Source organism: Mycolicibacterium vaccae NBRC 14118 = CIP 105934 (assembly GCF_001552715.1).
Lineage (GTDB): Bacteria > Actinomycetota > Actinomycetes > Mycobacteriales > Mycobacteriaceae > Mycobacterium > Mycobacterium vaccae.
Map to the genome: position 1 here is coordinate 1 of NZ_BCRS01000085.1, position 26,338 is coordinate 26,338.

General features: G+C 67.0%; 21 protein-coding genes. 16 read left to right on the forward strand and 5 right to left on the reverse strand.

From position 1 onward, the window contains the following. Both MVA01S_RS16915 and MVA01S_RS16920 read right to left on the reverse strand, forming a co-directional pair. Window positions 1-405, reverse strand: a 405-nt coding sequence (locus MVA01S_RS16915; RefSeq protein WP_218006064.1) for an EsaB/YukD family protein, incomplete at its 3' end; no start/stop codon positions are given. Window positions 406-464: 59 nt separating this feature from the next. After that, complete coding sequence (locus tag MVA01S_RS16920; RefSeq protein WP_003934019.1) at window positions 465-4,490, reverse strand: type VII secretion protein EccC; 4,026 nt, start codon at window positions 4,488-4,490, stop codon at window positions 465-467. Between the two features lie 128 nt (window positions 4,491-4,618). Between MVA01S_RS16920 and eccD the strand changes: the two genes are divergently transcribed. Next, on the forward strand, window positions 4,619-6,109 hold the full coding sequence (eccD, locus tag MVA01S_RS16925; RefSeq protein ID WP_003934020.1) for a type VII secretion integral membrane protein EccD: 1,491 nt from the start codon (window positions 4,619-4,621) through the stop codon (window positions 6,107-6,109). A 14-nt stretch (window positions 6,110-6,123) separates the two neighbouring features. Here eccD and eccB read toward each other — a convergent pair whose 3' ends face one another. Further along, a complete protein-coding gene (eccB, locus tag MVA01S_RS16930; RefSeq protein WP_040543312.1) occupies window positions 6,124-7,632 on the reverse strand; it encodes a type VII secretion protein EccB in 1,509 nt (502 codons plus the stop codon). 177 nt (window positions 7,633-7,809) lie between these two features. On the opposite strand from eccB, the gene eccE reads away from it, so the two are divergent. Together eccE and MVA01S_RS16940 are read left to right on the forward strand one after the other, a co-directional pair. Next, on the forward strand, window positions 7,810-9,618 hold the full coding sequence (eccE, locus tag MVA01S_RS16935; RefSeq protein WP_003934022.1) for a type VII secretion protein EccE: 1,809 nt from the start codon (window positions 7,810-7,812) through the stop codon (window positions 9,616-9,618). 104 nt (window positions 9,619-9,722) lie between these two features. After that, window positions 9,723-10,424, forward strand: coding sequence for a DUF5336 domain-containing protein (locus tag MVA01S_RS16940; RefSeq protein WP_003934023.1), 702 nt, complete (start codon window positions 9,723-9,725; stop codon window positions 10,422-10,424). Window positions 10,425-10,443: 19 nt separating this feature from the next. Here the strand turns inward: MVA01S_RS16940 and MVA01S_RS16945 are convergent, their stop codons facing one another. Further along, window positions 10,444-11,544 (reverse strand): MinD/ParA family ATP-binding protein, encoded by a 1,101-nt coding sequence (locus MVA01S_RS16945; RefSeq protein ID WP_003934024.1) that lies wholly within the window; start codon window positions 11,542-11,544, stop codon window positions 10,444-10,446. Window positions 11,545-11,592: 48 nt separating this feature from the next. Beyond that, window positions 11,593-13,404: a type VII secretion AAA-ATPase EccA gene (gene eccA, locus MVA01S_RS16950; RefSeq protein WP_003934025.1), complete on the reverse strand. Its 1,812-nt coding sequence runs from the start codon at window positions 13,402-13,404 to the stop codon at window positions 11,593-11,595. A 208-nt stretch (window positions 13,405-13,612) separates the two neighbouring features. Here eccA and MVA01S_RS16955 point away from each other — a divergent pair, with 208 nt between their 5' ends. From MVA01S_RS16955 to MVA01S_RS31325, 13 genes are all read left to right on the forward strand, one after another. After that, the gene (locus tag MVA01S_RS16955) at window positions 13,613-13,891 is read left to right on the forward strand and encodes a hypothetical protein (protein ID WP_003934026.1); all 279 of its coding nucleotides are present in this window, start codon (window positions 13,613-13,615) and stop codon (window positions 13,889-13,891) included. A 15-nt stretch (window positions 13,892-13,906) separates the two neighbouring features. Next, the gene (locus MVA01S_RS16960; protein ID WP_003934027.1) at window positions 13,907-15,172 is read left to right on the forward strand and encodes a hypothetical protein; all 1,266 of its coding nucleotides are present in this window, start codon (window positions 13,907-13,909) and stop codon (window positions 15,170-15,172) included. Between the two features lie 14 nt (window positions 15,173-15,186). Then, entirely contained in the window at window positions 15,187-15,483 is a 297-nt protein-coding gene (locus tag MVA01S_RS16965) for a PE domain-containing protein (protein WP_003934028.1), read from the forward strand. A 75-nt stretch (window positions 15,484-15,558) separates the two neighbouring features. Next, a complete protein-coding gene (locus tag MVA01S_RS16970) occupies window positions 15,559-16,659 on the forward strand; it encodes a PPE domain-containing protein (RefSeq protein ID WP_060941649.1) in 1,101 nt (366 codons plus the stop codon). After that, window positions 16,656-17,468, forward strand: coding sequence for an ESX secretion-associated protein EspG (locus MVA01S_RS16975; protein WP_003934031.1), 813 nt, complete (start codon window positions 16,656-16,658; stop codon window positions 17,466-17,468). The genes MVA01S_RS16970 and MVA01S_RS16975 overlap by 4 nt, the downstream gene beginning before the upstream one ends. Before the next feature lie 71 nt (window positions 17,469-17,539). Then, window positions 17,540-17,809 (forward strand): WXG100 family type VII secretion target, encoded by a 270-nt coding sequence (locus MVA01S_RS16980; RefSeq protein WP_003934032.1) that lies wholly within the window; start codon window positions 17,540-17,542, stop codon window positions 17,807-17,809. Between the two features lie 17 nt (window positions 17,810-17,826). Beyond that, the gene (locus MVA01S_RS16985) at window positions 17,827-18,114 is read left to right on the forward strand and encodes a hypothetical protein (RefSeq protein ID WP_003934033.1); all 288 of its coding nucleotides are present in this window, start codon (window positions 17,827-17,829) and stop codon (window positions 18,112-18,114) included. 74 nt (window positions 18,115-18,188) lie between these two features. Continuing rightward, window positions 18,189-18,518 carry a hypothetical protein gene (locus MVA01S_RS16990; protein WP_003934034.1) on the forward strand — a complete coding sequence of 110 codons (330 nt, stop codon included), beginning with the start codon at window positions 18,189-18,191 and terminating at the stop codon, window positions 18,516-18,518. A gap of 133 nt (window positions 18,519-18,651) precedes the next feature. Next, complete coding sequence (locus MVA01S_RS16995; RefSeq protein ID WP_064635159.1) at window positions 18,652-20,667, forward strand: HEAT repeat domain-containing protein; 2,016 nt, start codon at window positions 18,652-18,654, stop codon at window positions 20,665-20,667. Then, a complete protein-coding gene (locus MVA01S_RS17000; RefSeq protein WP_003934036.1) occupies window positions 20,667-21,464 on the forward strand; it encodes an ESX secretion-associated protein EspG in 798 nt (265 codons plus the stop codon). The genes MVA01S_RS16995 and MVA01S_RS17000 overlap by 1 nt, the downstream gene beginning before the upstream one ends. A 119-nt stretch (window positions 21,465-21,583) precedes the next feature. After that, window positions 21,584-22,051, forward strand: a complete 468-nt coding sequence (locus MVA01S_RS17005) for a YbaB/EbfC family nucleoid-associated protein (RefSeq protein WP_003934037.1) — start codon at window positions 21,584-21,586, stop codon at window positions 22,049-22,051. A gap of 3 nt (window positions 22,052-22,054) precedes the next feature. Then, window positions 22,055-22,357: a WXG100 family type VII secretion target gene (locus MVA01S_RS17010; protein ID WP_040543315.1), complete on the forward strand. Its 303-nt coding sequence runs from the start codon at window positions 22,055-22,057 to the stop codon at window positions 22,355-22,357. 49 nt (window positions 22,358-22,406) lie between these two features. After that, on the forward strand, window positions 22,407-26,338 hold a 3,932-nt coding region (locus MVA01S_RS31325; protein WP_353961401.1), incomplete at its 3' end, for a scabin-related ADP-ribosyltransferase.

Here is a 26,338-nt window from a genome sequence, read left to right on the forward strand (position 1 = left end):
CACCCCGAGGTACGCGACCCGGCGGGCCGCCGCCGCGTCCCAACCGGTATGGCCCGACCGGTTGAGGTGCGCCGCGGCGTCGACCACGTCGTCGTAGAGCGTGGGGGCGGCGAGGGTGTGTCGGCCCTGGAGGTACAGGACGTCGTCCTGGGCCACGCCGGCGCCGCGCAGTGTGCCGTCGGGTGGCAGGTCTGTCCCGGACTCGGCTGCGACCAGCACCCAGACGACGTCCTTGGGGCGGTCCTCGGACCCGGCGGGCCCCGGCCCCCCGGGCCGGGGCGCGGATGCGTCATCGAAAAGGCGGACGACCTCGGGCATGAGCAGAGCAACGGGGACGTCCAGCGGGAGGGACATATCGATCTGTCGGCGCTGCCCGACGACCGCAACCCGCACCAGATCAGGCAACGGTGAAATCGTATGGTGCTCGGTGGAGTCGAGAACTGTGCTCGGCGTGGAAAGTTCGGTCACAGGTCGGGCATCCGTGACAGCTGGATGACGTCGGAGTTCACCGACCGGGACATCAGCATTCCCCGCCCGGGTGGCATGGGTTGGGGTTTGAAGCCGAACAGTGCGCCTTCGTCTTTGGTCCCGCTCATCACGAGGCCGTGGCACGACAGGTCCTTCAGACGCCCGATGATGGGATCCATCATGGCCCGCCCGGCCCCACCGATGCGACGGGCGATGATCACGCGCAGACCCACGTCGCGGGCTTGGGGCAGGTACTCGACCAGCGGTCCCAGTGGATGGTTCATCGACCCACCGGGAATCAAGTCGTAGTCGTCGATCAGGACGTACACGTCGGGGCCGTGCCACCACGACCTGTCCCGGAGTTGCTGCTGGGTGACGTCGCTGGGTGGTAACCGCTCCTTGAGCGTGGCGGCCAGTTCGGCCATGGCCTCACCGCAGGACTGTGCGGCGGTCGCGTAGGCGCTCAGGTAGGCGTTCTCGACCGCGCCCAGCAGCGTGCGCCGGAAGTCGACCACGACGATGTTGCACTCCTCCGGCGTCGAGCTCTCGGTCAGGCCCGCGGCGATGTTGCGCAGCAGCCCGGTCTTGCCGCACTCGGAATCCCCGAACACGACGAGGTGCGGCTGGGTGTCGAAGTCCAGGATCACCGGCGCCAGCTCCGATTCGCTCACGCCGATGGCCACCTTGTTCCTGCCCAGCGCGCCGGCGTCGCGGGCGGCCGCGGTGACCGCAGCGCGGTCGACGTCGTGCGGAAGCATGCGGAGCCGTGGCGCCTCGCGGTCGCCGTAGACCGCGCGCACCGTCGCGCAGGCCGCGGCGACGCCGGCCGGCAGATCCTCCACGTCGGACGAGGAGTCCAGCCGGGGCAGGCCGATGAGAATGTGCAGCCGTTCGGCGCTCATCCCGCGTCCTGGCCGCCCGACCGGAACGAGCTCGGCGAACTTGCGGCCGACGTCGCTGTCCATCGGGTCACCCATGCGAAGTTCGACGCGGGTGCCCATCATGTCCTTGACAGCGGGCCGGATCTCCATCCAGCGCGTGGCGGTGATCGCGAGATGGACCCCGTAGGACAGGCCTTGGATCGCGATGGCCTGCAGCGCCGGTTCGAGCAGGTCGAAGTCGCTCCTGATGGTGGCCCACCCGTCGACGACGAGTACCACGTCGCCGAAGTGGTCGTCGCTCAGCGGGTCGCGGGCGGCCTCCGCCGGCGGCATGGCGGCCAGGGTGGCCTTGCGCTGCCGGAAGTCGCGCATCGATTCGATCCCCAGCTCGCGGAACCGCTGCTCGCGCGCCCGCAGGATCCCGGTCACCTCGGCGACGGTGCGACGGATGCGGTCCGAGTCCATCCGGCCGGCGACGCTGCCGACATGCGGGAGGCTGGTCAGGCTGCCCAGCGTGCCGCCGCCGAAGTCCAGGCAGTAGAACTGGATCTGTTCTGGGGTGTGGGTTGCGGCAGCGGCCATGACGAGTGTGCGCAGCGCCGTGGATTTGCCCGACTGCGGACCGCCGACGATGGCCACGTTGCCCTTCGCGCCGGCGAGATCCAAGACGAGGACGTCGCGTCGCTGGTCGTAGGGCCGGTCCACGACGCCGACGGGAATCAGCAAGCGCCCGTTGACGTTTCGAGCGTCGCGCCAGTCGGAGTCGGGCAGTAGCGCGTTCACGGCGGGACTGGACTCCAGCGGGGGCAGCCATACTTCGTGTGCGGGCCTGCCGTGTCCGTGCAGCCGGCCGACCACGACGTCGAGCAGCGTCGTCCGTGCCGAGGACGTCGACGTCTCGTCCTCGGGTTGGCTGGCTTCGGTCTCCGGCGGTGCGATGGGAGCCGGATCCCGTTCCACCGGTGTCGCGGTGAACAGCTTGGGTGCCCGGTTGCCCAGCGTCGACGGCCGGCCACCGGTCGAGGAGAGACGTGGCTTGGAGTAGGGGCCGGAAATGTAGCACGCATTGAAGCGCACAGGCTCGTTGGCGTCGCACTTCAAAAAGCCCGAACCGGGCACGCTGGGCAAGTGGTAGGCATCCGGAACGCCCAGCACACTGCGGGATTCGCCGGCGGAGAATGTTTTCAGGCCGATCCGGTACGACAGGTGCGAGTCCAGTCCTCGCAACTTACCCTCCTCCAGTCGCTGCGAGGCCAGCAGCAGGTGAATGTGCAGACTTCGGCCGAGTCGCCCGATCATCACGAACAGCTCGGCGAAATCCGGCTTCTGGGAGAGCAACTCGGAGAACTCGTCCACCACGATGAACAACGCCGGCAGTGGCTCCAGCGCTGCGCCTGCGGCCCGCGCGCGCTCGTAGTCGCCGACGTTGGCGAAGTTGCCTGCCGAACGCAGGAGCTCCTGCCGACGATTCATTTCACCGGCCAGCGCGTCGCGCATGCGGTCGACCATCGTCAGTTCATCCTCGAGGTTGGTGATGATCGCCGCGATGTGGGGAACGCCGTCCAGGCCCAGGAAGGTCGCGCCGCCCTTGAAGTCCACCAGGATGAGGTTGAGCGCCTCCGGGGAGTGGGACGTGACCATCGCCAGTACCAAGGTTCGCAGGAACTCCGACTTGCCTGAGCCCGTCGCACCGATGCAGAGGCCGTGTGGTCCCATCCCGCCCTCGGCGGATTCCTTGATGTCCAGCTCCAGCGGCTGCCCTGAAGGGGTGATGCCGACGGGAACGCGCAGCCGTTTGCGCGGTGAGGAGGGCCGCCATACTTCCTCCGGAACGATCTCCGCGGCGTCGGGAATCTTGAGCAACGCCATCAGGCCCGGATCGGTGGCCCGGGCGTTGGCTTCGAGATTGACGATGTGCGCGGCACCGCCCGGCCGGAACCGGCTGAACGTGCGTGCCGTCGCCTCGGCTTCGGCCAGGCTGAGCACGTCGGCCTTCGCGAAGTGTTCGACTCCTGCGGCGGTCCGTGCGCCGACGTCCGCGCCGTCGACCACGAGCTGCAAGCCACGCCGTGACCCGGACGCGTCCCGGGGACCGTTGAGGTCGAGCACGGTGACGCTCTCCAGCCCGGCGTCGGTGATCAACCGCTCGTCCCCGGTCACGTACCCGTCGTCGATCACGACCACCAGGTGCCGCCGGCCCTCCTCGAGCTGCGAATTGCGGTTGAAGCGGCCGCGTTCGGAGAGGTCGGACTCCAGCGCGGTCTCCAACAATTCCAGCGTCGGATACAGCAGCCGCATCGTGCCGCAGCCGTCACGCAGCGTCTGGTGCTGGGCCTGGGCCAGCCACTTCACCCATTTCCAGTTGGCGTTGTCGGGATTCGACGTGACCACGGCGACCTGCACGTAATCGGGACCGTGAAAGGTGCACAGCTCCAACACCATCGCGCGCACCAGCTGCCGGATCCGGGTGCGGTCACCTTCGAAGCTGATCGTCGGAAATGCCCGCAGCGACACCGCGGTCGGCAGGGCGTGAACCACCGAGTGCGTGGCGACGAAGCGTCGCAGCGCGACGGTGGACACCGGCTCCAGGTCCTCGGGTGGTCCGGTCTCGGGGGCCAACAGACGGGTGGCCAGGCGATGGGTGCCCACGCCGACCCGGACGTGGCAGAAGTCGTTGTCGGTGGGCCGGCGCTCCCACATGCGGCGCGTGCCGGCCAGGTCGACAAGGGTGCGCGGATCGGGGTGGCTCCATTGCAGAGTCGCCCGCTGCGCCGCGCCGGTGTGCTCGGCGTCGTCCCGCAACCCGGCCAGGTAGCTGAAGAAGTCCTTGCGCTCCTCGTTGAGCTCCGCGGCCGCCTTGCCCGATTTGGCGCCACCCATGAACATGCCGGCCATCGACATGATCATCATCAGCGGAAAGAGCAGGAACATCGGATTGCGGCTGACGTCGCGGCCGCCCACCGTGATCACCAGCGCGATCATCCCGACCACGGCGACGAGCATGATGATGGGCATCAACTTCATGAGGAGGTTTCCGGGGATGACCCGCGGCACCTCCGGGGGTGATTGCAGGCTCACCTCGCCGCCCGGCATGCGCGGCGGCGACAGCCGCAACCGACGGACGAAGCCCTGCCTGGTCATCCCACCTCCGACGCTCTCGGCCCGACATGTGCGCCGAGTCCACTGATGTAGAACGCAAATTCCGCTCCAGCGCGTTCAACCTGACGAAAGATGAGGTCCGCACGAGAGTCGCCGGGAGGCACCGAACCATGACCATGCCGCCCACGCTGTCCACACTCGACGGCGAGTCAGACGAGGACCAGCAGCTGAGCCGGGTGACCGTCGTCGTCGGAACCCATCTCATCGACGTGGGCCTGCCCACCACGGTGAGCGTCTCCGTGCTCGCCGGCGAAGTCGTCGACATGGCCAACCTCGGTGACGTGGACGACCTGCTCGACAGTGATGCCGCTGCCGGCGCGGGACGATGGACGTTCGGACGCCTCAACGGGGCCGTTATCGATCCCCGACGGACCCTTGCCGAGGCGGAGGTGTTCGACGGCGACGTCCTGCTGATCCGACGGATCGGCGAACGTTCCCCGTCGATTCTGGTCGACGAGCTGACGGGGTCAGGCGGCGAAGCGGCCGGCGACTCGTGGCTCCGGCGGCCCGCGACGGGGTGGTATGCGATGAGCACGGTTCTCGCGATCGCAGCGGTGCTGGTGCTGCCCACGCTCGCATCCCGATTCACGGTGTTCGGCATGTCCCTGGCGGCAATGGTTCTCGTCCTCGTGGGCGCCGTCGGCGCGGCGATCGCGTGCGTGAGGGCCCGGCCGGCCGAGAACTCGGAGAGCGCGGCAGGCCCCGCCGCTGCGGCGTTGCCGTTGCTGTTCGGCGGTTTGCTGTACGTCCTGCCTGTCGCCCAGGGCATCACCGCTCTGCCGGTGGCGCTGGGCGTGACGGCGCTGACGGCGTTGCTCGTGCTGCTGCTTACCGGAACGGGCCGTGCGCTGTTCAGCGGGTTCATCGCGCTGGCGGCGTTCGGCATTCCGATGTCGCTGGTCCAGTTGACCGTCGATCCGGCGCCCCGGACCATCGGGGCGATCCTGGCGACGGTCGCGGTCGTGGTCGTGTACCTGGCGCCGGGAATCACGATCGTCGCGTCGCGACTGCCGGTCCCTCGCGTCCCGACGGCAGGGGAACCGCTCGACGACATCGAAATCCAGGGTGGGACAACAGTCGACGGGGTTAATGCATTGCGCGCGATCAGCCGGATGGTTCCCACCGAGGAGGGGATGAGCCGACGCGTCAGTAGGGCGTCGGACTACCTGACCGGAGTCGTCTCCGCGGCCGCGATCGCGGCTGTCACCGGTGCCCACCTGGCCAATGACGTCCACGACGGCTTCCACTGGCAGAGCGCGGCCCTCGGGATCGCGGTTGCGACGGTCCTGTGTCTACGGGGTAGGAGTCACCACGACCTCGTCCAGGCTGCCACCTTGATCGGGGGTGGTTTGCTCACCGCCCTACTGGTCGTGGTTAAGGTCGTGGTCTTTCTTCCCGAGTGGCGGGTCCAGGCCGCCCTGGCGCTGATCGCCATGACCACGCTCGTCGTGGTGTGTGGGCTGGTGGCGCCGAGGGGCGAGTTCTCCCCGGTGATGCGACGCCTCGTCGAGCTCGGCGAGTACCTCGCCGTCGGCCTGGTCGTTCCGCTGGCCTGCTGGATCGTCGGGGTCTACGCGTTCTTCCGGGGGCTGCGACTGTGACGCTCGGCGCCTGGCTAGGACCCGCTGCCGGACCCGATCGCTCGCCCCGCGGGGTCGGCGGCCATGCCATCGTGGGCGATCATCGCCGCTTCCTGTGACAGCCGGGGTCCCGGTGGGAGCAACGAGAGGATCGGCCAGGGAGCCGGCTGGGCGTGTTCGGGGGCATCGCGTGATTCGCGTACCCCGGCCAGACCGAGGATCGTCGCGGTTGCCGGATCCTTGACCGGATAGCGCAGGCCCACGTCGCTCACGTAGAACAGGTCGCCGAAGGCCGGTCCGGACCCCGGGTTCGCGGCTTGCACGTACTCACCGGTGCCCGGCTTGAGGTACACCGCGTCCACGCTGGGTCCGGCGCCGTCGGCGGTGGCCACCTGCACCGGCTGGGCGTCCCGGGGCAGCGGCAAACGGTTGCCGAGCAGCACCCTCGTGGACGCCGATGCGCTGCCTACGCGGCGCTCCCACGACATGCACACCACGGGCGCGGAGTCGGCACTCACCAGATCCGGCGCGGTCGCCGGGTAGTCGTCGACGTCCAGCACGTCGACGACCGGCAGTTGACCGAGCCGGGCCGGTGAGATTACCGATGGCTCGCCCGCCGCGGCGGACTCCGGGTTGCCGTAGCGAATGATGTCAGCGGTCGCCGCCGAGACCGGTTGGAGTCCCTCGGCCAGGACGACATAGAGCTGTTCACCCCGTGAGTCCGTGGTGCGCGCCAGTGAGCCCACCGGGAACTCCGGCGGCAGGTAGGACGTGGCCGCACCGATCCCGCCGATGCGAATCGGCCGGATATCCGCGACGAGAGGGAATGCGTTGATGAGCCCGACGGAGACCTCTCTGGGCTGCACGCCGTCCAGACGTAGGGCTGCGGTGAGGACCGGGTCGCGGGCGTCGATGGCGGCGCGGACCCCGTCGTACAGCAGATAGGTATCGCCGCCCGACCGGGCGAGCAGCGCCTGCCCGGTCGTCGCCGGCACGATGTCACGGTCGAGTACGGGGTTGTTGGCCAGGACTGTCGTCGACACCGACGTCGTGCCGACCGACGCGGTGGCGGGCGGCGTCACCGTGGAATCGCAGACCGCCCATGCCGAGGTGCTCATGTCGTCCCCGCCGTGGATAGCGCTCGGGGCCCCGATGATGCCCAGCGCAGGACCCCGGGCCACGGTGTCGAGGAACTTGCGGTCCACCCGTCCGGGTGTCTCGTTCCTCCCGGCGGCCAGTCGGGCTGAGGCGAGATTAAGCGCGGGGTGCAACCGGTCGCCGATCCGGACATACAGAGCGCCATCGGTGTTGCTGATCATGATCGTCGAGTTGCCGAAGCTGGGGACAGGCTTGAAGAACGCGAGGATTCCCGCGGCGCCGGCGATGATGACGGCGGCGGCCACACCGGTGAGCAGAGCTCGCATCTGCCCCCGCATCGGGTCGTGGATCATCCGCGAGTCGGCACGGATCAGCGCATGTTGTAGCCGTCGCAGAAGGAAGCGGTAGCCATTTACCTGAGCGCGCGTAGTGACCTGTGCCGGCATGCGTGCCTTTCTCCCTCGTGGTCTCGCGAAGGAATGCTGCGTCGAAAGCGTCCTTACTAGTAGAGGAACCGAATCCGCGGCGAAAGCATTCGCAACGCGGCGCGAAACTGCGCATATATCCAGGATGGAGACCACCCCGTGAGTACGACGGCCGCGCGTCGACACAGTAAACGGGCCGTGGCGTCGGCGGGCCCGGGGGCGGTGGCGTTCACCTCGACCGATCGGCCCCTCATCGAGCGAATGATGCCGCTGGCGGATCTGCTCCTGGCGCAGACAGTGGTGTGCATCGGACTCGGTTTCGCACTCCGGCTCGATCACCCCGGATGGTGGGGCGCCGCCTGCGGGTTGGCCGTCGGACTGGTTCTCGTGGTGCCGGTGGCCGGACGATCGCTCGCGCGGCGGGCTCTTGTCCGGTTCGCCTTCTGGCGGGACCGCCGACGGCGCCGGCAACCCGCAACGGGTCGACGCGGACGGCACGCAACGCCTCGCTGGGCCCCGTTCGACCACGAACAACCCGGGGGCGCGCAGATCGGGTTCGCCTGGGACGGCAGGATTCTGACGTCGATGATCCGAGTTGAGGGGACGGCGCAGTCGCTCGCTGTGCTGGAACCGGGGGTCACGGTCGCGGGAGAGGCGGTGCCAGTGGGTGTCCTGGCTGACTGCTTACGGCAGTTCGACATCGCGCTGGAGTCGATCGACGTGATCAGCCAAGGTTCCCGCTCGGCCGGGCGCGGGCACGTCGCAGCGGTGTACGACGCCGTCCTCGGGCCACTGCCGGCCATCGCCCACCGCTCGGTCTGGCTGGCTGTTCGGCTCGATCCGGCTCGCTGCCCCGGGGCCATCCGGGCTCGGGGCGGCGGTTGGGACGCGGCGCTGCACACCGCGGCCGTCGCGACGCGGCGGGTGACCAACAGACTCTGCGATGCCGGACTGAGGGCCAGCACGACAACCGCCTCGGGCATGGCGCACGCGGTCACCGAGCTCTCCAGCGGTGTGAATCTTGAGACGCTGGAGGAGACCTGGACGGCATGCCGCAGCGGTCGATTTCACATGCGCAGCTACGGAATTCCGCCCGCGGTGTGTACTTCCGGCGGGCTCGACGCGCTGTGGAAACTGCCCAGCCGCTCGACCACGGTGACGCTGTCACTGCGACGCGACGAGCAGCGCGACGTGGTCGAGCTCCGCGGTATTGTCCGCCTGGATTCACCCGACCGCGACCGCCCGGGACGCGCTGATTTGCGCCGACTTGCGGGGCGCCAGTTCGACGCACTCGTCTGCGCCCTGCCCTTGCCGACGCCGAGACGGCCGGTCGGCCAGTGGATGACGGCCCGCGGCGACGACGAGGGTGCACCAACGCTGGCAGGTCTCGAGCTGCCGGTCTCCGGGTGCGGTCAGGTCGTCGGTGCTGACGAATACGGACGCGCGGTCGCCGTGCCGCTGTTCGGGCCGTCCGTGGCCAGGGTGGAGCTGCACGGCACGCTGCACCTGGCCCAGCAGGTGGTGTTGCGGTCCCTGGCGCTGGGCGCTCGCGTTCGCGTGCATACCCGGCGTACCGGGGCGTGGCGGGAGATGGTCGACGCGGTGGGGGACGTGTACCAGCTCCAGGCAACCGGTGCTGACCGCGGCGCTATCGAGGCCGGTTCGCGTCGGGACTACTCGGTGGAGATGTACGACGGGGAACCCGAACAATCGGTACGGCCAGGTACCACCGCCATGGTGGTGAGTCCCATCCACAGCCCCCCGTCGACGGCTGCCGACGTTCGCTTGCAACTGCTCGACCGGGACCGCGACGAGGTGTTGGTGACCACTCGGACGGGTTCGGCGACGGTGACGATGGTGGCGACCGGCGAGGAGATGCGATACATCGGGTCCTCGTTCGACGTGGTCGACGAAGCCGACGTGGTCGGCGAGGTGGATGTGCGTGGATGGAGCGATGACGGTGACCAGCCCGAGTGGGACTGGCCTAGCAGGCAGGAGCAGCGATGAGCCAGAGGTCCAGTGTTTACGGCCAAAACGGCTACGACGCCGATCCCGTAACGGAGACGGCGGGCTGGAACTCGACAGGGTCGGCCGTAATCGGGAAAAGACTTGTGCAACAGGCACTTTGGGCCGCAACCGCGGTGTTCGGCTTGGCGGCGTGGGCGGTGGGTCTGGCCGCGGTCGCCCCGCCTGGGTTCGCGGTACCCCTCGCGGTGCTGGCGGGTGCGGTCGCCGTCACCGGCCTGTTGCCCGGGCAGGCAGTGCGCGGGTGGCTCGTCGTCGCCGTGGCGGTGACCGCGTTGACCGATGCCGTGACCGCCACGGTCACGGCCGGCGGGTCGGGCTGGGTGCTGGTCGCGGTCGATGTCCTCCTGGCGCTGCAGGTGGTGGTGGCGGTGTCGGCCCTGCTGCTCGAACCCCGGGAATCGTCAGGGGCACAGTCCGCACCCGAGAATGACTACGACGGGTATGCCCAATACGTCCGGGCTTACTGGGAATACGCCCAACAGTACGGTGCCGATTGGCCTGATGAGCACTCCGCCACAGGAACGGCGGATGCTGCGGGTGAGGCCCGGGGCGCCGTCGACGGCACACCCCGAAGCGACTTGGACCCATGGGCTGACTTGCAGGCGAAGTATGCCCGGCATGTGTCGCCGATGGCGCCGGCACCGTCGGAGCCCAGGGTCCGGCGGGCCGAGGGTGACGTCACTGCTGACGCGGGCATGCCCGGGGTCGACCGGACCGATCGGGCCTACGAAGAGCGGGGCCAGGGGGCACCGGACTCCGCTCCGAAGGCACCGGGCACGTATTGATCCGCCGCGCAGAACGGTCTCAAACCGCGCGGCCCACTCGGCGCAGGGTGAACTCACCCTTGCGCCCTCCGTGTGTGAAGGCCGACGGCATGGCCGACGCCAATGCGGCATAGGCCGACCTGGTCTTGCGATTGAGCCGATCGAGCTGGATCTCGCCGCCCTCTGCCAGATGGTCGTCGTAGGGAACGACGACGACGTTCTGCACCCGGTCGTGGAAGTACCGGGTCAGCTGGGACACGTTGACCGACGTGTCCCTGGCCCACGGCGAGTTGACGACGACGCTGGTGTGAGCCGCCAGGTAACCGAAACCGTGGTGTTCGAGCCAGTCCAGCGTGGCCACGGCGCTGCGGGCCGAGTCGATCGCCGGGGATGCGACCACCACCAGGGCGCTTGCGGCGTTCAGCACGCCCTGGACCGCCGAGTGAGTAAGGCCGGTTCCGCAGTCGGTCAGGACGACGTTGTAGAAACGGTCCAGAACCTGGTGGACATCTCGGTAGTCCGTCTCGGAGAACGCCTCCGACACCGCCGGGTCACGCGCCGAACCCAGGAACTCCAGGCGGCTGCCGCTTTGTGAGGTGTGCCTCCGAACATCGGAATAGCGCGTGATTCCTCTGTCCGCCAGCAGGTCTCGGACCGTGGACCGGACCTGGTCAGGTCCGCGCTGGGCGAGCGTACCGAGGTCGGGATTGGCATCGACGGCGATTACCCGATCGCCCCGCATGGTCGCGATCGTCGAACCCAGGCCGACGGTCGTCGTCGTCTTTCCTACCCCGCCCTTCATGGAAAGCACCGCGATGCTACAGATTCCGTGATGCAAGCGGCCAGTGCGGACGGGTTCCGAGTCGACGTCGGCGTCCACCCCGGGCGTGACGGTTCCCCCAGTGGCGCGGTGCAGGGCCTTGCGCCAACCATGCCGTCCGGGAGGCCGCTCCGAGCGCGTCAACCCCAGTTCGGCGGCCGAGGGCAAGTCCCTTGGCGGCGGTGCGGTCGAGCCCAGGTTTCCCGCGGTGAAGCTGGTGTTGAACCGGGACGGAAACTCCCCGGTGTCTTCCGCTGCGTGACGCGCCGGTGCCGAATCATGGTGGCGGCCGTAACCATCGGCGCTGTCGTGGTCGGTCACGCAGTCTCCTCTTTAGTGCTGGCGGACTGTTCGGTCGGTTGCTGGATCCTATTGGAAGTTGAGGGTCTGCAAGATGTTGCTCAACGCGCCCTTGACGTCGCTGGACTCGATGCGAACGAGCGCGGTCTCGTCGATTTCGTCCAGCGCCATGCCGTAGCTCTCGGTCAGCCGGAACGCGCGTTCCTCCTCGGCTGCCTCGATCACGTTACGGACGAACCGACCGTTGCCGGCAAGGTCGATGTTTTTACGCATGTTGCCGTCCGCGTCGGCGGACTGACCCGAGCACAGTTCGGTGCAGACCGCGACCAGATCGTCGTACGCTTCCGACGACAGCTCGGAATCCCGCGAACCCGCGATCAGGCGCCCGATGTCGCCCAGTTCGCTTGGGGTGTACGACGGAAAGCGGATCCGCTTGGTGAAGCGGGACGACAGCCCCTCGTTGGCACCGAGGAAGCGGTCGATCTCGGTGTCGTATCCGGCGATGATGACGACCAGGCGATCGCGGTCGTTCTCCATGCGTGCCAGGAGGGTGTCGACCGCTTCCTTGCCGAAGGCATCGCCTCCGGACAGTCCGGTTTGGATCAAGGTGTAGGCCTCATCGATGAACAGCACCCCGCCCATGGCGGAGTCGATCAGTTCGGTCGTCTTTATCGCCGTGCTGCCGAGGTGCTGGCCGACGAAGTCCTGGCGCTTGGCCTCGACAACCTTGAGCGTCTCCAAAAGTCCTAAACCGCAATAGGTCTGGGCGACAACCCGGGCGATGGTCGTCTTACCGGTGCCGGGAGGGCCGGTGAAGGCCAGGTGCAGACTGCTCGACGCCGTGCTGAGCCCTTTGTCTCGGCGCAGCTTGGCCAACGTGACACCCGACCGCAGCTTGGCCACCTGCAGTTTGACGTCGGTGAGCCCGACCTGGCGGTCGAGCTCCTCCTGTGCGGCCCTCAGGTGCTGACTGCTGCGTTCGGCATGTTCCTCGGCGTCGACGTCGGCGCCCGTTGGAGCGCTCGCGGGATCCCACTTGTCCCGGCGGGAGTCGATGGACTCCTTGGTGGTGACCACCAGCCGGAACTTGGGGTCCTGGAGGGCGGCGTAATTGGCCGCGAAACCGGGATCCTCGCTGTAGATCCGCTCGAAGATCTGGCGTGCGTCGGTCTCGTTGCCCATCTCACGTAGGGTGAGTCCCTTACAGAACTCAGCAGCACGCTGCGCCGCAGGGATGGGGCCGCTGATCGCCTGATCCAGCCGGCGGATGCCCTCGCCGAACAATCCCATCTGAGCGCAGGCTGAACCCACCATGAGATGGCAGCCGGCCGCAATGTACTCGTCGGTGTAGGACGCCGAGTCGGCAAGCGCGGTCAGCACGTCCGGCCAGCGCTGGGTCGTGAAGTGCAAGACGCCGCGAACGTACGCTTGGATCTGGTCGGTCGACGGGTCCACGGACGAGCCGCCGGCGGTGGCCAGCTCGTCGAGGATCTGTTCGGCGGCTGCGTGGTCCCTGCCTTGAATGAGGCTGGCCGCGTACGCGACGCGGATCTCGGACAGCGAGCTGAGCGGGTAGTCGAGGTAGAGGCCGGTTTCGAAGCGCCCCGCCAGGGAGCGAGGGGGCAGACCCAGCCGACGCTGTTCGCGACCGAGGTTCCGTGCGTTGACGCTCAGGTGGTGAAGCACCTCGGCGGTGGTCTCGCCGGTGGCCGCCCGGCCGAGCCACGCATCGCACATGCTCGGGTCGTACTCCGTGGCCCGGCGGAATGCCGACGCCGCGTACTGCAGGTCCTGTTCGATCTCGACGCCGTCGATCGGGATGCCCAGGGACAACACCCCGGCGTCGAAAACCTGCTGGGCGTCACGGCTGTCAGCAATCATCGGCCTCCACATCTCCTTCGTGCCGGTCCACGTCCTCGCGGCGTTGCCATCACCATCTGAAACGCGGGAAGCTCCGGGAACATTCAATGGCGGTCTCGAGGCGGCTCCACCATCGCGAGTGAATGGATTTCATCGATCGCGCGTTTCCCACTCCGTAGCGCATTCCCGCCGTTGCTAGCCCGCGTGGCATTCCCGAGAGGAAGTTGAGATGGCGTTTTCAGTAGTTCCCCCGGGGCTCGAAGCGTTTTCGGCCGCCAATGCGGCTGCCGCGGCGGCGGTGTCTGCTGCGGGGGCGGCAGACCACGCCGCAAACCTGGCGTCGGCCACCGCGGCATTGGGCCCGATCGGCGCCGAGTACCTCGCGGCGTACGGGTCCGCTCAGGCGAACAACTATGCCGCGACACTGGCGGTTGCCCGGCTGCACGCTGCGATCGGGGTGGCGACGGAGGCAGCGAAGGCTTCCTTCATCGTCACGGACAACGGCTGACCGGGGCGACCTCAGGTGGCATCGACGACACACCACTACTCACCGGGGAACGGCGCCGAGACGCTCCGCGTGGCTCCGAACTCGGAGTCGCCCGGTGCTCTCGACGCGGCCCATCTCAACCTGGATGGATACCTGAACGAACCTGTCCGCGAGATCCTGGCCCGGCTCGGGCTTGCGTCGAACGAGGAGCCGGCACACCCCGTCGGCGATGCGCCCGGCGACGGTGGGGCGGGTGGGTTCGATCCGTCGCAGATGATTCAGCCGGTAACCGATGCACTCGGCAGCCTCGGTTCTGGGCAGATGGGGCAACCCGACCCGGTGCAGTCTTTCGACGGCATCAACCAGACGCTGGAGTTCGTGGGACAGCAAGTGCAGCAGGCGCTGTCGGGCCTGGGGGCCGATTGGCAGGGTGACGCCAGTACTGCGGCACAGGCCACCACCCAAGCCGCGTTGGCGGATGGAACCAAGGTGTCCGACCAAGCTGCGACACTCCGTTCGAGCCTGGCGACGGCGACCGCTGCGGTACAGAACGCGCAGGCGCGGCTCATCGAGATCATCAACGTCTACTGGGCCAAGATCGCCGCGATCGGGCCGAGCATCATCTTCCCCTGGGGGATTGCCGCGGCCATTGCCGCCGCGGCGGAGGCGGTCACTTCGGCAGGCGAGGTCATGGCGGAGACCCGGAGCGCTCTGGCTGCGGAAACCGCCACCGTGACGGCGGCCGGTGCGCCGGTGGACGTCACTACCGCTCCGGGAACCGGCGGGCCCGGAATGAACTCGTTGGTGCAACTGATATCCACCGCCACATCACCGGTGGCTCAGGCGATCGGTTCGGCATCAAGCGCAAGCGTCCCCTCCGGGGCGGCGATGGCGCCGGCTGAAGCCTCAGGCGTGGTGGCGAGCAGCGGTCCGCGTGGGGGAGGAGCCAGTGGTGGTGGTGCCGGCGCTCTTCGCCGCGGACTGTCAGCCGCGGCCACTGCGTCAACCGGACGCCCACTCGGTGCGCCGCTTCCGTGGGCCGAGACTAGGACTTCGGTGCAGGCGACGTCGACGAGATCCGGCGTCGAAGCGGCGGCGGCTGGCGCGCCGATGGCGGGCGGGGGTGCGCCCCCGATGAGTCAACAGGGCAAGGCCGGGGTCGGTTCGGGCCACAGTGCGGCCGATTTCCTGCACACCTCAGACCAGGGCGGCGAGATCGTCGGCGATCTAGGCAGAGTCGCGCCACCGGTAATCGGTGAGAAGGACCCACTGGACAGTCCCGGTGTCGGACTGCGGATTTGATAGGAGTCGAAACCATGGTGGATAACGAGATTCTGCGGATGCGGCCGACGGAGGTCGCCGAGGCATCGGCCCAGCTGGATGCGCTGGCCGGCCGCGTGGAGCAGTTGCTGCACACCGAGGCCCCCAACCTTTCCGTGCAGACGGGTGCGCGCGACGAGGTTTCGCAGCGGGTTGCGAACACCCTCAACGGCGTTCACGACGCGTTCGGTGCGTCGCTGGAACGGGGTGCCACCGAGATGCGCGAGACCGCCGCCACTCTGCGTTCCCAGGCCGACGACGTCACGAAACTCGACGAAGGCTTTGCGGTCTGACGCTGCACATCGATCACCCGATCGTGCACCGCGGCAATCGTCGCTTACCGGCAGCTTCAGAGAGGAGGTCAGGACATGGGATTCACGAATGTCGCGTGGGAATCGCGCAGCACCGAGCAGCTCGCCCGAGATCTGACCGAGGGGCCCGGTCCCACTCCCGCCGGCCAAGCCGGAGCCAGCTGGGTGCGTGTCGCCAACGAGTTGGCAGCCGTGTCCGAGGAATACCAGAGGCTCGCCGACCAGCTGACCGGCGCGTTCGAGAGCGGTTCGGCCGACGCGGTGGTTCGCCGGATCCAGGACTTCGGGGAATGGCTGCGGGCAATGAGTCTCAGCGCCGCAGGCAATGGGCAACGGGCCGAAGAGGCCGCCGTCGCCCACAGCGTCGCCATCCTGGCCATGCCGACCGTGGCGGAGGCCGTGGAGGCGCAAACGACCCGTGACGTGATGGCGTCGTTGGCCGCCTACAACGGAGCGATCCTCAATGGGCGGTTCGCCGAGTTCGACGAGGCCGCGGATGCCGACCAGACCAGTGCTGCCGCTGTGATGCAGCAGTACGAGGACTCGTGTTCCGACTTGGCCGAGCCGTGGGATCAGCCGCCCCCACCCGACGTCAGCAATGGATCGGCGCGAGCCGCGGAACGCGAGGCGCAGGCGGCCAGCGGAGACGCGGCCGGTCACGGTGGCGGCGGCGGTCGGGGTGCATCCGTCCCCCCCGCCCCGCTGGGGGCGTTCAAAGTCGCCGCGGTCAAGTCCAGCGGTGAGGCGAGGCCTGCGTCCGCCGGGGCGTCGCTCAGCGGTACGTCGACCGGTGCCGGAACGGGTATGGGCGGTATGGGCGGTTATGGTCCGATGGCGGCCGGCATGGGCCGCGGCGACAACTCGCGCGAGCACGAGTCGGCACTCGGCACCGAGGCCTTGGCAGGCGGCGGTGAGCCCGAGGCAGGCCTGGCGGGCGCCGGCGGGACCTGGCTGCCCGCGACGGCGACGAGCGATGCCCCCCTGCTGGTGTCGAACGTGAGCTGGGGCCCGACCAGCTCGGCCTTCGACGGTGTGGTCCTCCCGTCCGAACCGGAGGCGCCCACGTACGCCGATCCGCCGGAATCGACCCTGGAACAGGTGTCGGATCACTGGGTCGCCCCCGCAGTCATCGGACGCGGAGCGGAGACGGACGCATGACCAATTCGCTAACTCAGGAACGGTCCTTCACAGCAGACGAGCTGGCTGCGCTGACGTTGCGAACGTCGGGGCCCGGGTCGCCCACGGTGCTGGGGTTGCGGGCTCGTCACGCCACGGTGGACGTCCGGGAAGCCGCCTTGAACCATGCGGCGCACACCCTTACCCAACGGGGCGTCGTCGTCGACGGAGTGGTCGACCCCGAGACCGTTACGGTGCTTCACGCGTTGCAACGGCCAGACCGCGAACTCGTCATGCGATTGGTGACCCCGGCCGGAGTCGGGCGCTTCACCGTCGTCCGGCGGGGCTCGCTGTGCGTCATGGCGCGGCGTGTCGGGGAGCAGCTCGACGTCGGGGTTCTCGGTATGAACATCGCGCTATCGGACGTGACGGCAACGCTTCTCGGCGACTTGCCGTCGGCTGGAGCAGCCGCGATCGATCCGGTCGGTGCGCCCTTGTCGGACATGACCGAGGCGTTGTCGGTGAGCCATGACCCACTCGTCCTCGCGGACCGGATCCGAGCGCTGGGAGTCCAGCAACGTGCCGCCATGCTGTTGGGGGCGGCACTGGGATCGAGGCGGGCCTTCGCCGAAATCGTGTACAGCACCCTGGTTCCCGGTGAAGGCCTGATCGCACGTGTGCCAGCAGCCGTCGGGGTCCTGTACACCGCACGCGGTCGCGTGATCGCCGTCCCCAGTATGTCGCCGTCCGGGCAGCTGTGGTCGACGCTCAAGCCGGGGTCCGACCAGGCCTTCGGTCAGGCCATGGGTCAGCTCGTCGACCTTTCCGCCGAGAGATGGGAGGGCGGGTAGCAAGAACCAAACGGGAAAAACCGCTATCCCCAGACGATTCCGCATGTCACCAGGAAGGAAGTAGTACGCACATGAGCGTTTCACTGACCCCGGCAGAAGCCGAGGCGAAGATCCAACAGATTCAAGAGGCTCGCGGGCAGGCCGTGCAGAAGCTCAACCAGATCAGCGACGCGCAAGAACAGATGCTGTCGGCGAACTGGCAGGGCGGCAGCGCCTCGACCTATCGGCAGACCTCGCAAGCGCAGCGCGAGGAGTTCGACGAGATCATCCGGTCGCTCGACGCGACCGTCGAGAAAGGCTCGGAGCACCTCCGGGCGGTCGCCAACATGGACAACGGCTAAGGACAAGGAGAACAGACATGGCTGACAACATTCTCTACAACTTCGGCGCGAACGCCGGTTCGCTCACCGACATCAACGGGATGTTGAACAACATCCAGGAAGTGCGCCAAGACATCAGCTCGATCTTCACGACGCTGATGAGTGTGTACGAGGGCGAGGGCGCCGCCGCACTCAGCGCCGCACACCAGAGGATCGACGGAATGCTGGACGAAGCGGTGAACACCACCGTCAACACTCAGAAGCAGGCTCAGGATCAGCAAGACGCGATGCAGTCGCTCGACCGGGCCAACGCCGCGGCATTCTGACGTGCTCGTGGAGCCGGGGCCCGGCCGGCCCCGGCTCCACGAGTCACCAGGCCTAACGAAGGAGAGAAAAGTCGATGGGACACACGTGGATCGACAGCATGAACGCCCTCAAAGACGGCGCCAAGAACGGCGAGCCGGACCTCGAGCTCACGAAAGAGGTACGCGACGCGTACATCAAGGCGGTCCACGAGTTTCGCGATCTCCTCAACGAGCAGCTGAAAAAGGTCGAAGGGCTGCCCGGGTACGACTCACACGGGACTCTGGAGTCGGCGGCGCAGACGAAAAGGAATCTCGATAGCGGGTGCAACGAGCTCAAACGGGTCATCAAGGAGTACACCGAGTACCTCGACGCATTCGCCGATACGGTCACCGCGGCCGGCAAGCGGCTGATCGAGTCGGGCTAGTGCCCGCCACGACGGTCAGCAGAGATCTCTACGTAGACATCCGACCAGACATTCGAGAAGGCGTCCCAGATAAGCGGAAACGCCAGCCGTCCCTTCTACCTATCGGATTGGAACCACCATGGTAGCCACTGTCGTGAGCCCCTGGGTCGTGGAAGATCCGCGTCCCAAGACATTCGACGAATACAGAAAGGACCACGTCGACGGCAAGATCAAAGACAACCACGGCGATCCGCGCAACGGCGGCGGCAAGAACGAACCGGACGCCAAGGTCGGCAAGGAAGGCAACGGCGCCAAACTCGAGGCGGCGCCGGTTGCCCTCGAATTCTTCGGCGATAAGGACTACGAGACCATCCGCGGCTATATGGAAGGCGTTTCGGAGAACATCGCCCCCGGCTACAACAACACCCTGCGTGACGTCGCCCAACAGATCATCAGGGGTATGTCGGATTTGAAGGTCCGTGTCGAGACGTTGGAAAGCGAACGCGGGTGGCGGGGCAAAACACACGACGCCGCCATGGCGAATCTCCTGAGCTCTTACGAGGTCCCTGAGGAACTGGGTAAGGGAGCGGTGTCGCTGGGCATGCTGAGCGAGTACTTCTCGCAGACCATGTCGACGAACAAGCACAACATCCTCGACCAATGGGAGATCTACCAGGCCTGCTTGTCGGCGTACCCCAACGAGACCGACACCGTCAAACGATATTTCAACTTTTTCGCCCGCGAGGTGATGACCGACTTTTACTCGAAGCAGATCATGGACATCGCGAATAATCACCCCGCCATCGGTGTGGCGCAGACCCCAGATGTCGGCGGGGCCGTCGGTGGCGGCGGCCATCACGACGCGCGCCGCGACAACGCTTTGTCGTCGCTTGGCTATCGGTCCGGCAGAGATGCCAGAAAGGCCGATGACGGCCGGTACGGCGGCCCTCCAGCCACAACTGACGACACGGCGCAACAGTCGTTCAACCCGCCCCCTCCGCCGCAGACGAAGACTCCGAACCTCGCGGGAGAGTCCGGAGGTGACTCCGGGGCGGGGGCAGGGGGCGCGTCGCCCTCTCCCCGCGGTACTCCCCCGGCCATGCCGAGTCTCGGGGCGCAAACTCCACAACTGCCCGGATTACCCAGCCTCGACGGTCCATCCGACGCAGGCCGTCCCGACACTGGCGGCAAGTTCGACCCGTCCAAGGTGCTCACCGATCTGCAGTCGATTGCGGCCGCAGACAAGTTGTTCAACGATCCGAAGACGGCGGATGCGGCCAAGAAACTCTTCGGCGATCCCAAGCTGGCTGATGCCGCGAGGACACTCTTCGGAAAAGACGCCAAGGGTCTGCTCGGTGATCCCAAAGCGCTTGATGCGGCCAAGACACTGTTCGGCGATCCCGAGGCGGCCGATGCGGTCAAGACGCTGTTCGGTGACCCGGAAACCGCGAAGGCCGCGCAGAAGCTGTTGAACGATCCGCAACTGAGTGACCTCAGCACAGTCCTCAACGACTCTGGGGCGCTTCGGGCGACCGGGCTGCCCGAGGTCACACCGGCGGAGGCGGTCGACGTCGAGGATTCCGCTGGGAGCCTCTTGGGCCCATCGGCGCTGAGCCCGTCCGACATCAACAATGCGGCCGGGTTGCCCGGCGTCGCGGCCGGCGGCTCGTCCGTCGGCGGCGGCCTTCTCGGCGATATCTTCGACGGGGTCAATCAAATCGTGCAGACCGCAATGCAGGGGGCGACACAGCCACCACCCGAATTCAATGGAGGTACCGGAACCCACGGCGGTCAAGCCGCATTGGGGAACAACCCAGGTACCGGCGCCGGGTCAGGTGGCGCCGCTGCGGCCGGCGTCGGGGCCGGCAAGCCCCAGCTGCCGTCTTTCGGAGTGCCTGCCGCGGCGGCGGGTTTCACCCCGGCTGCGCACATGGGCGCACTACAGCCGGATACCGCGCCGGGACAGCCGGGATACCCCGCCGGCAGTCCGCCGCCTGGCGGCGGTCAAGGCGGTGGCGGCAAGGGAGGGGAAGGCAAGGACCACAAGGGCAACAAGGCACTTCGCAGCGAAGGCAACGGAAACGACATCATCGGTCAGAAGGACGCTGTGGTGTCGGTCATCGGTCAAGACGGGGCCGACTGGGATCAGGATTGGAACGTGAGCCCCTGATGGGCACCGCGATCAGGCACAGCGAGCCGGCTTCGCGGCGTGAGGTCGGCGCAATGGAGCTGCTGGACCTACAGCTGATCAACGAGCGTGACGGCCGCGATTCCTTGCCGTACCCCTTCATGCTGACTCGGCCGACCCGGTTCGAGTTCGTTGACGACGTGGCCCCCTACGCGGCGCAACTGCCGGACCGTCTGCGCTCGGGGGATCTGAGCACCTTCGCCAGGTGTCTGGATGCGTGGCCGCATGCCGACGTCACAGTTGCCGGTCACGTCCAGTACATCCCAGCCGACACACCGAGTATCCGCGTACTGGCTTTTCGCACCGGGCAGGCAGGTTACCTGCTGGAGCAACGGCCCGAGGCGGACGTCCTGGATGTGTACACGATCTCGCCGTTCGAGTTGGGCGCGGCCGTCGCGGCGGCCATGGGCTTGCAGGATCCCGGCCGCCATCCGCGGATCGTGATCCCCGAGTATGTTCCGATACGTCCGGCGATCGTGGATGACGACGTAGTCGTGGCACACCACGAAGTAGTCGCCGATCCTGGCGTCAAGGTGTCGGTCTCACAGTTGTCGGCCTACGCGAAGGTGCAGAGCAACTGGCGCCCGGCCAGGGAGTGGGGCATCGATTCCGGCAAGGAATCCCTGACCTGGATCAGGGTGAAGGACGATGGCGACTACCTGGGTGCGCCTGACCGCAGCAGTGGTATCCCGTTGACGGCTGCTCTGCTCTCCGAGCGCATCGACGGCCTCATCGCCGCCGACATAGAGATGCTGCGCGAGGTCAGCGGAGAACCCTGAGTCTGACCTGGCCGACGTTGAATGATCGACCCCGCAAAAGCATTTGATGAGTAGAGGCCTGGTGACCGATACGGTCGGGATTCGTCTCGCATCGGCGCCTGCAGACCGAAAGGATGAGCGTGAGCAACGATTCGATACGAAACGAGTTCAGTGAGGTGCTGGCCTTGGTGCAGGAACAGATGCGCGACCTGTCCAACATCCAGCAGCAGCGATCGACGATGACGGCGAGCGCGACGGCCGCCGACGGCATGGTCGAGGTCACCGTGAACGCGCAGCGCACGGTCGTCGAGACCGTCGTGGACGAGTCTTATCTGGAGGACCACGAGTTCGCTGAACTCGGCGGGCACATCACCAGCGCAGCGCAGGCTGCCGTCCGCCAGTTGGACAAGCGGTCGGAGGCGTTGCTTGCACCGATGAACGAGCGGCGCAAGGCGGTGTCCGAGATCTCGGGCAACGTCATCGGTCTGCCCGGTTTCCGGGAGGCGCTGGCCGAGGTGAGCGCGATGGGGGATTCGCTGCAGTCCCAGCCGAAGCGGACCGACAACGACGGCGACGTCGATTCCTCGTTCCCGACGATCAAGGGGTGATCGATGCCGGAATTCGGTGTTCGGCCGAGCGAATTGCGGGCTGCGTCTACTGATCTGGCGGATGTGAGTGCTCGGATGAAGGGGGTGTTGTCGCGGTTGTCGGTGAAGCTGGCCGCGGAGGGTGCGCCGTGGGGCGACGATGACAGCGGTCGGAAGTTTCGCCATGGGGACGGCGACGATAAGGGGTATGAGGGGCAGCGGGCGTGGGTGGAGGGGTCGGTGGCGGCCAAGGCGGAGTTGCTCGACGAGTACGCCGATGGCCTACGGACCGGGGCGGACACTCTCGAGCGGACTGATGACATCTAGCTGCACCGCGTTCTTCGTGCAGTCGTGCAGCGGCTGCGCCTGAGGCGTCATGTCTATCGACATTCCTCCAGAGCTGCAGTGGGTCTCGTACCTAGCGGGCAGTAAGTGGCCCCAAGGCGATGAGGACGGCCTGTGGCGCATCGGCGAACATTGGAAAGCGTCGACGGCGGAGATGTCGGATCTGATTCCCGACCTGAATCGGGTGCGTAGCCGCACGATGTCGGTGATCACGGGGGAGACGGCCGCCGCGGTGGAGCAGGAGTTCGCCTTGCTTTTCGACGGCGACTTCTCGATGGACAAGCTGGTCGAGGCGATGTCGGCGGTTGGGGAGCTTGCGCGTGCGGCGGGCACGCAGATCGAGGCGTCCAAGATCGAGATCCTGATCGGGTTGTCGATGGGTGCCGCGGAGCTCTTGTACGCGATCGCCATGGCGCCGTGGACATTCGGGTCCTCTCTGGCGTGGATCCCTGTGATCGAGCTGCTGACTATGGCGGTCATCCGCATGCTGTTCACTCAGCTGATGCAGGCGTTGGTGCGTCGGGCGATCCAGGCGTTGTCCAAGACCGCCGTGGCCCGACTGCTCCGGGAAGTCGCCCAGCAGAGCGCCCAGGAGGTCGCCGAGGAACTGATCATCAACCTGTCCATCCAGCAGTATCAGGTAGACAAGGGACGCAAGGACGAGATCGATTGGAAGGACGTCGGAACCGCGGCCAAAGGCGCTGCTGCCGGGGGCGCGGCCGGGGGAGCTTTCCATGGTCCGGCGTTCGGGGCGTTGGGTGGCAAGCACGGCGGCGGCGGAATCGGCAATGCTTTCGCTGGTGCGGGCGCTTCGTACGGTACCGAAGTGGTTGCCGGCGTGGTCGGTGCCGTCGCCGTGGGCGGCAGCCTCAATGCAGGCGAGATTCTCGCAGGCGGCGTCCTGGGTGGTGTATCCGGCGGCATCCAGAGTTCGCACGGCGGTGGCCCCGACACGCCGCCGCTCGATCTGGACGCGGGCCGCAGTCACGCGTTCAACGCCGAGGCCAAGGGGCCCGACGACACCAAGGACTTTGGCGGCGATGATTCCGGCGACACCAGCTTTGCTGACACGCCGCCTCAATATCAGGAGTCCGATCCAGGCGGCTCACCTCCGCCCTACGCGCAGCACCAGCCCAATGCCCCGTCTGATGGGCCATCGAGTTCGGTGTCGGACAACGCTCGCACTTCGAATACGGCGACGACGAATGCGTCGCAGACGCACGACGGCTCATCAGCCCGATCAGGAGACAACGGGCAGAACGGTGGGTCGGGTTCGCAGCAGGCGTCCGGCAGTGAGAACGGCACTCGCGCCGGTTCGCCGAAGGAAACCGGCGACGGCCAGGCCGGTCAGGCTGCGCCGCAGCATGATTCGGTCGGCAGTCAGAACGGACAGCCGGGTTCGCAACAGTCACTTGGTGATGACTCCAACGATGTCACGCCCTCGCATCGATCCGATGGGCATCATCCGCCCACAGATACGCAGCAGCCTTCCGCCGGTAGCAGTGCCCCAGAGCCGACACAGCAGAGTTCGACCGAGAATTCCAGCAGCCAGCCCACCCCGCAGCAGCTCTCCAGCCAGAATGAGTCGAACACCTCCGGACAGCACTCCGGTGGCGAGGACGCCAATTCATCGCCAGTGCAGCATGATTCGCACCACGGCCAAGGCTCCGGAGGGAAAGCGGAGCCTACGCTATCTCAGACGGCAACACCGGCTGAGGCCCCACCGACGCACGGTGATGCGTCGCCGCCGGTCGGCCAGCCACTTGGCAATGACATAGCGCAGGATGATTCACGCCAGGTAGACGAGGCAACTCACGACCCATCAACGCAAGCCAGTACCGCGGCGTCGGACGCCAATGGCGCTGCGAACCAAACAACCCCGCCGCCGACGGTGGCCGACGCCGGAACTCCACCGTCGCCCGCAAACATGACCACACTGCAACCCGCGCGGGCCAACGCCCACACCACCGGGCCGACATCGGTCGCCGGAACACAGACCGCAACGACCCAAGCCTCGAGCAACCCGCCGACATCGCCATCTACACCCTCGGCGAACCCGACAGAGCGCGCCAAGCCCGACGCACCGACCACGAGGGCAGCGGCAGGCATTGCGGCAGAATCAAATTCAGCTCCGACGGCAGTGTCGAACGTCGCGAGCAGCCCCGTCCCGACATCAGCATCGCACTCGTCTATGGATGAGAAATCCCAACTCGTCGCCGGGATGATCCCGGCGCCGCCGCCGCCACCGCCGACCAGCAAGTGTCCCAAGCCCAAAGTCACCGCCGGTGGGCGACCGCCCACGCACAGTAATGCTGGGGGCCGTTTCGAGGGTGGAGTGCCGGTGTGGCCGATATCGGCGTCGGTGTTGGGGTCTGTGGTGGGTGGGGTCCCGCCGCGGTTGGGGCGAGATGCGTCGCTGGCTGATTGTGTGCCGTGGGCGAATTGGGTTGTCGGACAACTGTATCCGGACGGTATTCGCAGGCCGGTCAGCTCTGATGACATGGTGCTCGACCGCGGCGGTATTTCGGGTGTGCAGGGTCAGGTGGTTGACGCTGCTGAGTGGGCGCGGGTTGGTGATCGCAAGGGGTTGTTGGAGGCGGTGGCGGCGCGGCCGGGGTCGACGGCGGTGGTGATGGTGTCGCGTCCGCGGGGTGCGATTGGTCATGTGGTAGCGGTGCATGCCACCACCGACGGGTTGCGGTGGGTGGATCCGCAGCGTCCGGATGGCCAGCAAGTGAGCAGTCCTGAGGACTATCCGCGTGATGGCATGCCCTCGGAGGTGGCACACGCGCCGGATGTGCGGGCGGTGGTGATCGATCCGCAGGGTCGGGTGGTGGCGCCGGGGCAGTGGTCACAGATCGACCCGACCGTGGATGCGCTGCTTGATGCTGATCTGACCCGCGAGTTCGGTGCCTACCAAGCGCCCCGACCCGATCCGCCGGAGTCGGGGTCCGTCGCCGGCGATGTGTCCACCGGTGCGGCTATCACGCCCGAGGATGCGTCGAATGGCTTCGAGCGCGTTGAGGCACCCAATCCATCGATCACGACAGAAGCATTGGGGCCGGGTCCGGATGAAGCCGGACCTTCGGGCACTCGGTCGAGTGCACCGGGCTCTTCAATCCCCGCAGTACCCTCAAATTCGGAGACTTTCCACGTCAGGTTCGTGAACGTCAACGATGGCGACATCGACCTTGATATCCCCAACACATTCCGTGAGGGGACATACAGCCCGACTCCACCGGCGCCCGATCCGCATCTTCCGACGGCACAGCCCGGGTTCACCCCCACTGCGCCATCCATCCCGGTCACCGGCTTACCGCCTGGCAAAACCGTGCAGTATCGCACGGACACCAACTTCGTATTTCGCGATGATCATCGCGACCCATTGGGTGCGGCCCATAGTCCGTTTGAGTTCGGTTTCCTCCCGCGTGACCCCTCGAACACTGACCTCCAGGGTTTCGTCGACGGGGAAAACGGTGCCTTCGTGTCTTCGAGCCGCGACCCAAACCTGGCTTTCAACGGCCCGTCCGGTCACAAAGAAGTAGGCCGCCGGAACTTTCGCTACATCATTTACGCGCCCGGCGGTATCGACGTCAACGCGACCCTGGGGGATCACCGATTCGATTACCAGAGCGAAGTTGCCTTCCCGGGTGGTATCCGGCGAGAGAACATCGTCGGGGCTCAGGAGATCATCGATGGAACGTTGCGCTCGGGCGCCAACACCGATCTCCCGGGTGGCCAGTTCGAGAATCTTCAGTTCGGACCGTTCGTCCCCAACCGCCACTTCGACCCCACCGCGGCTAATCCGCCAGGCCTGGATCCTCGGTTCACGAACAACGCTCCGGACGACGATTCCGACTCCCCGTTTTTCGATTCGAGCTCAGAATCGTCGCAGCCCAGTACCCCGTCCCCAGGCTTGCGGCCGTTGCGGTCTCCGCCTGGGCTGCCGCCGACCAGCCCGTT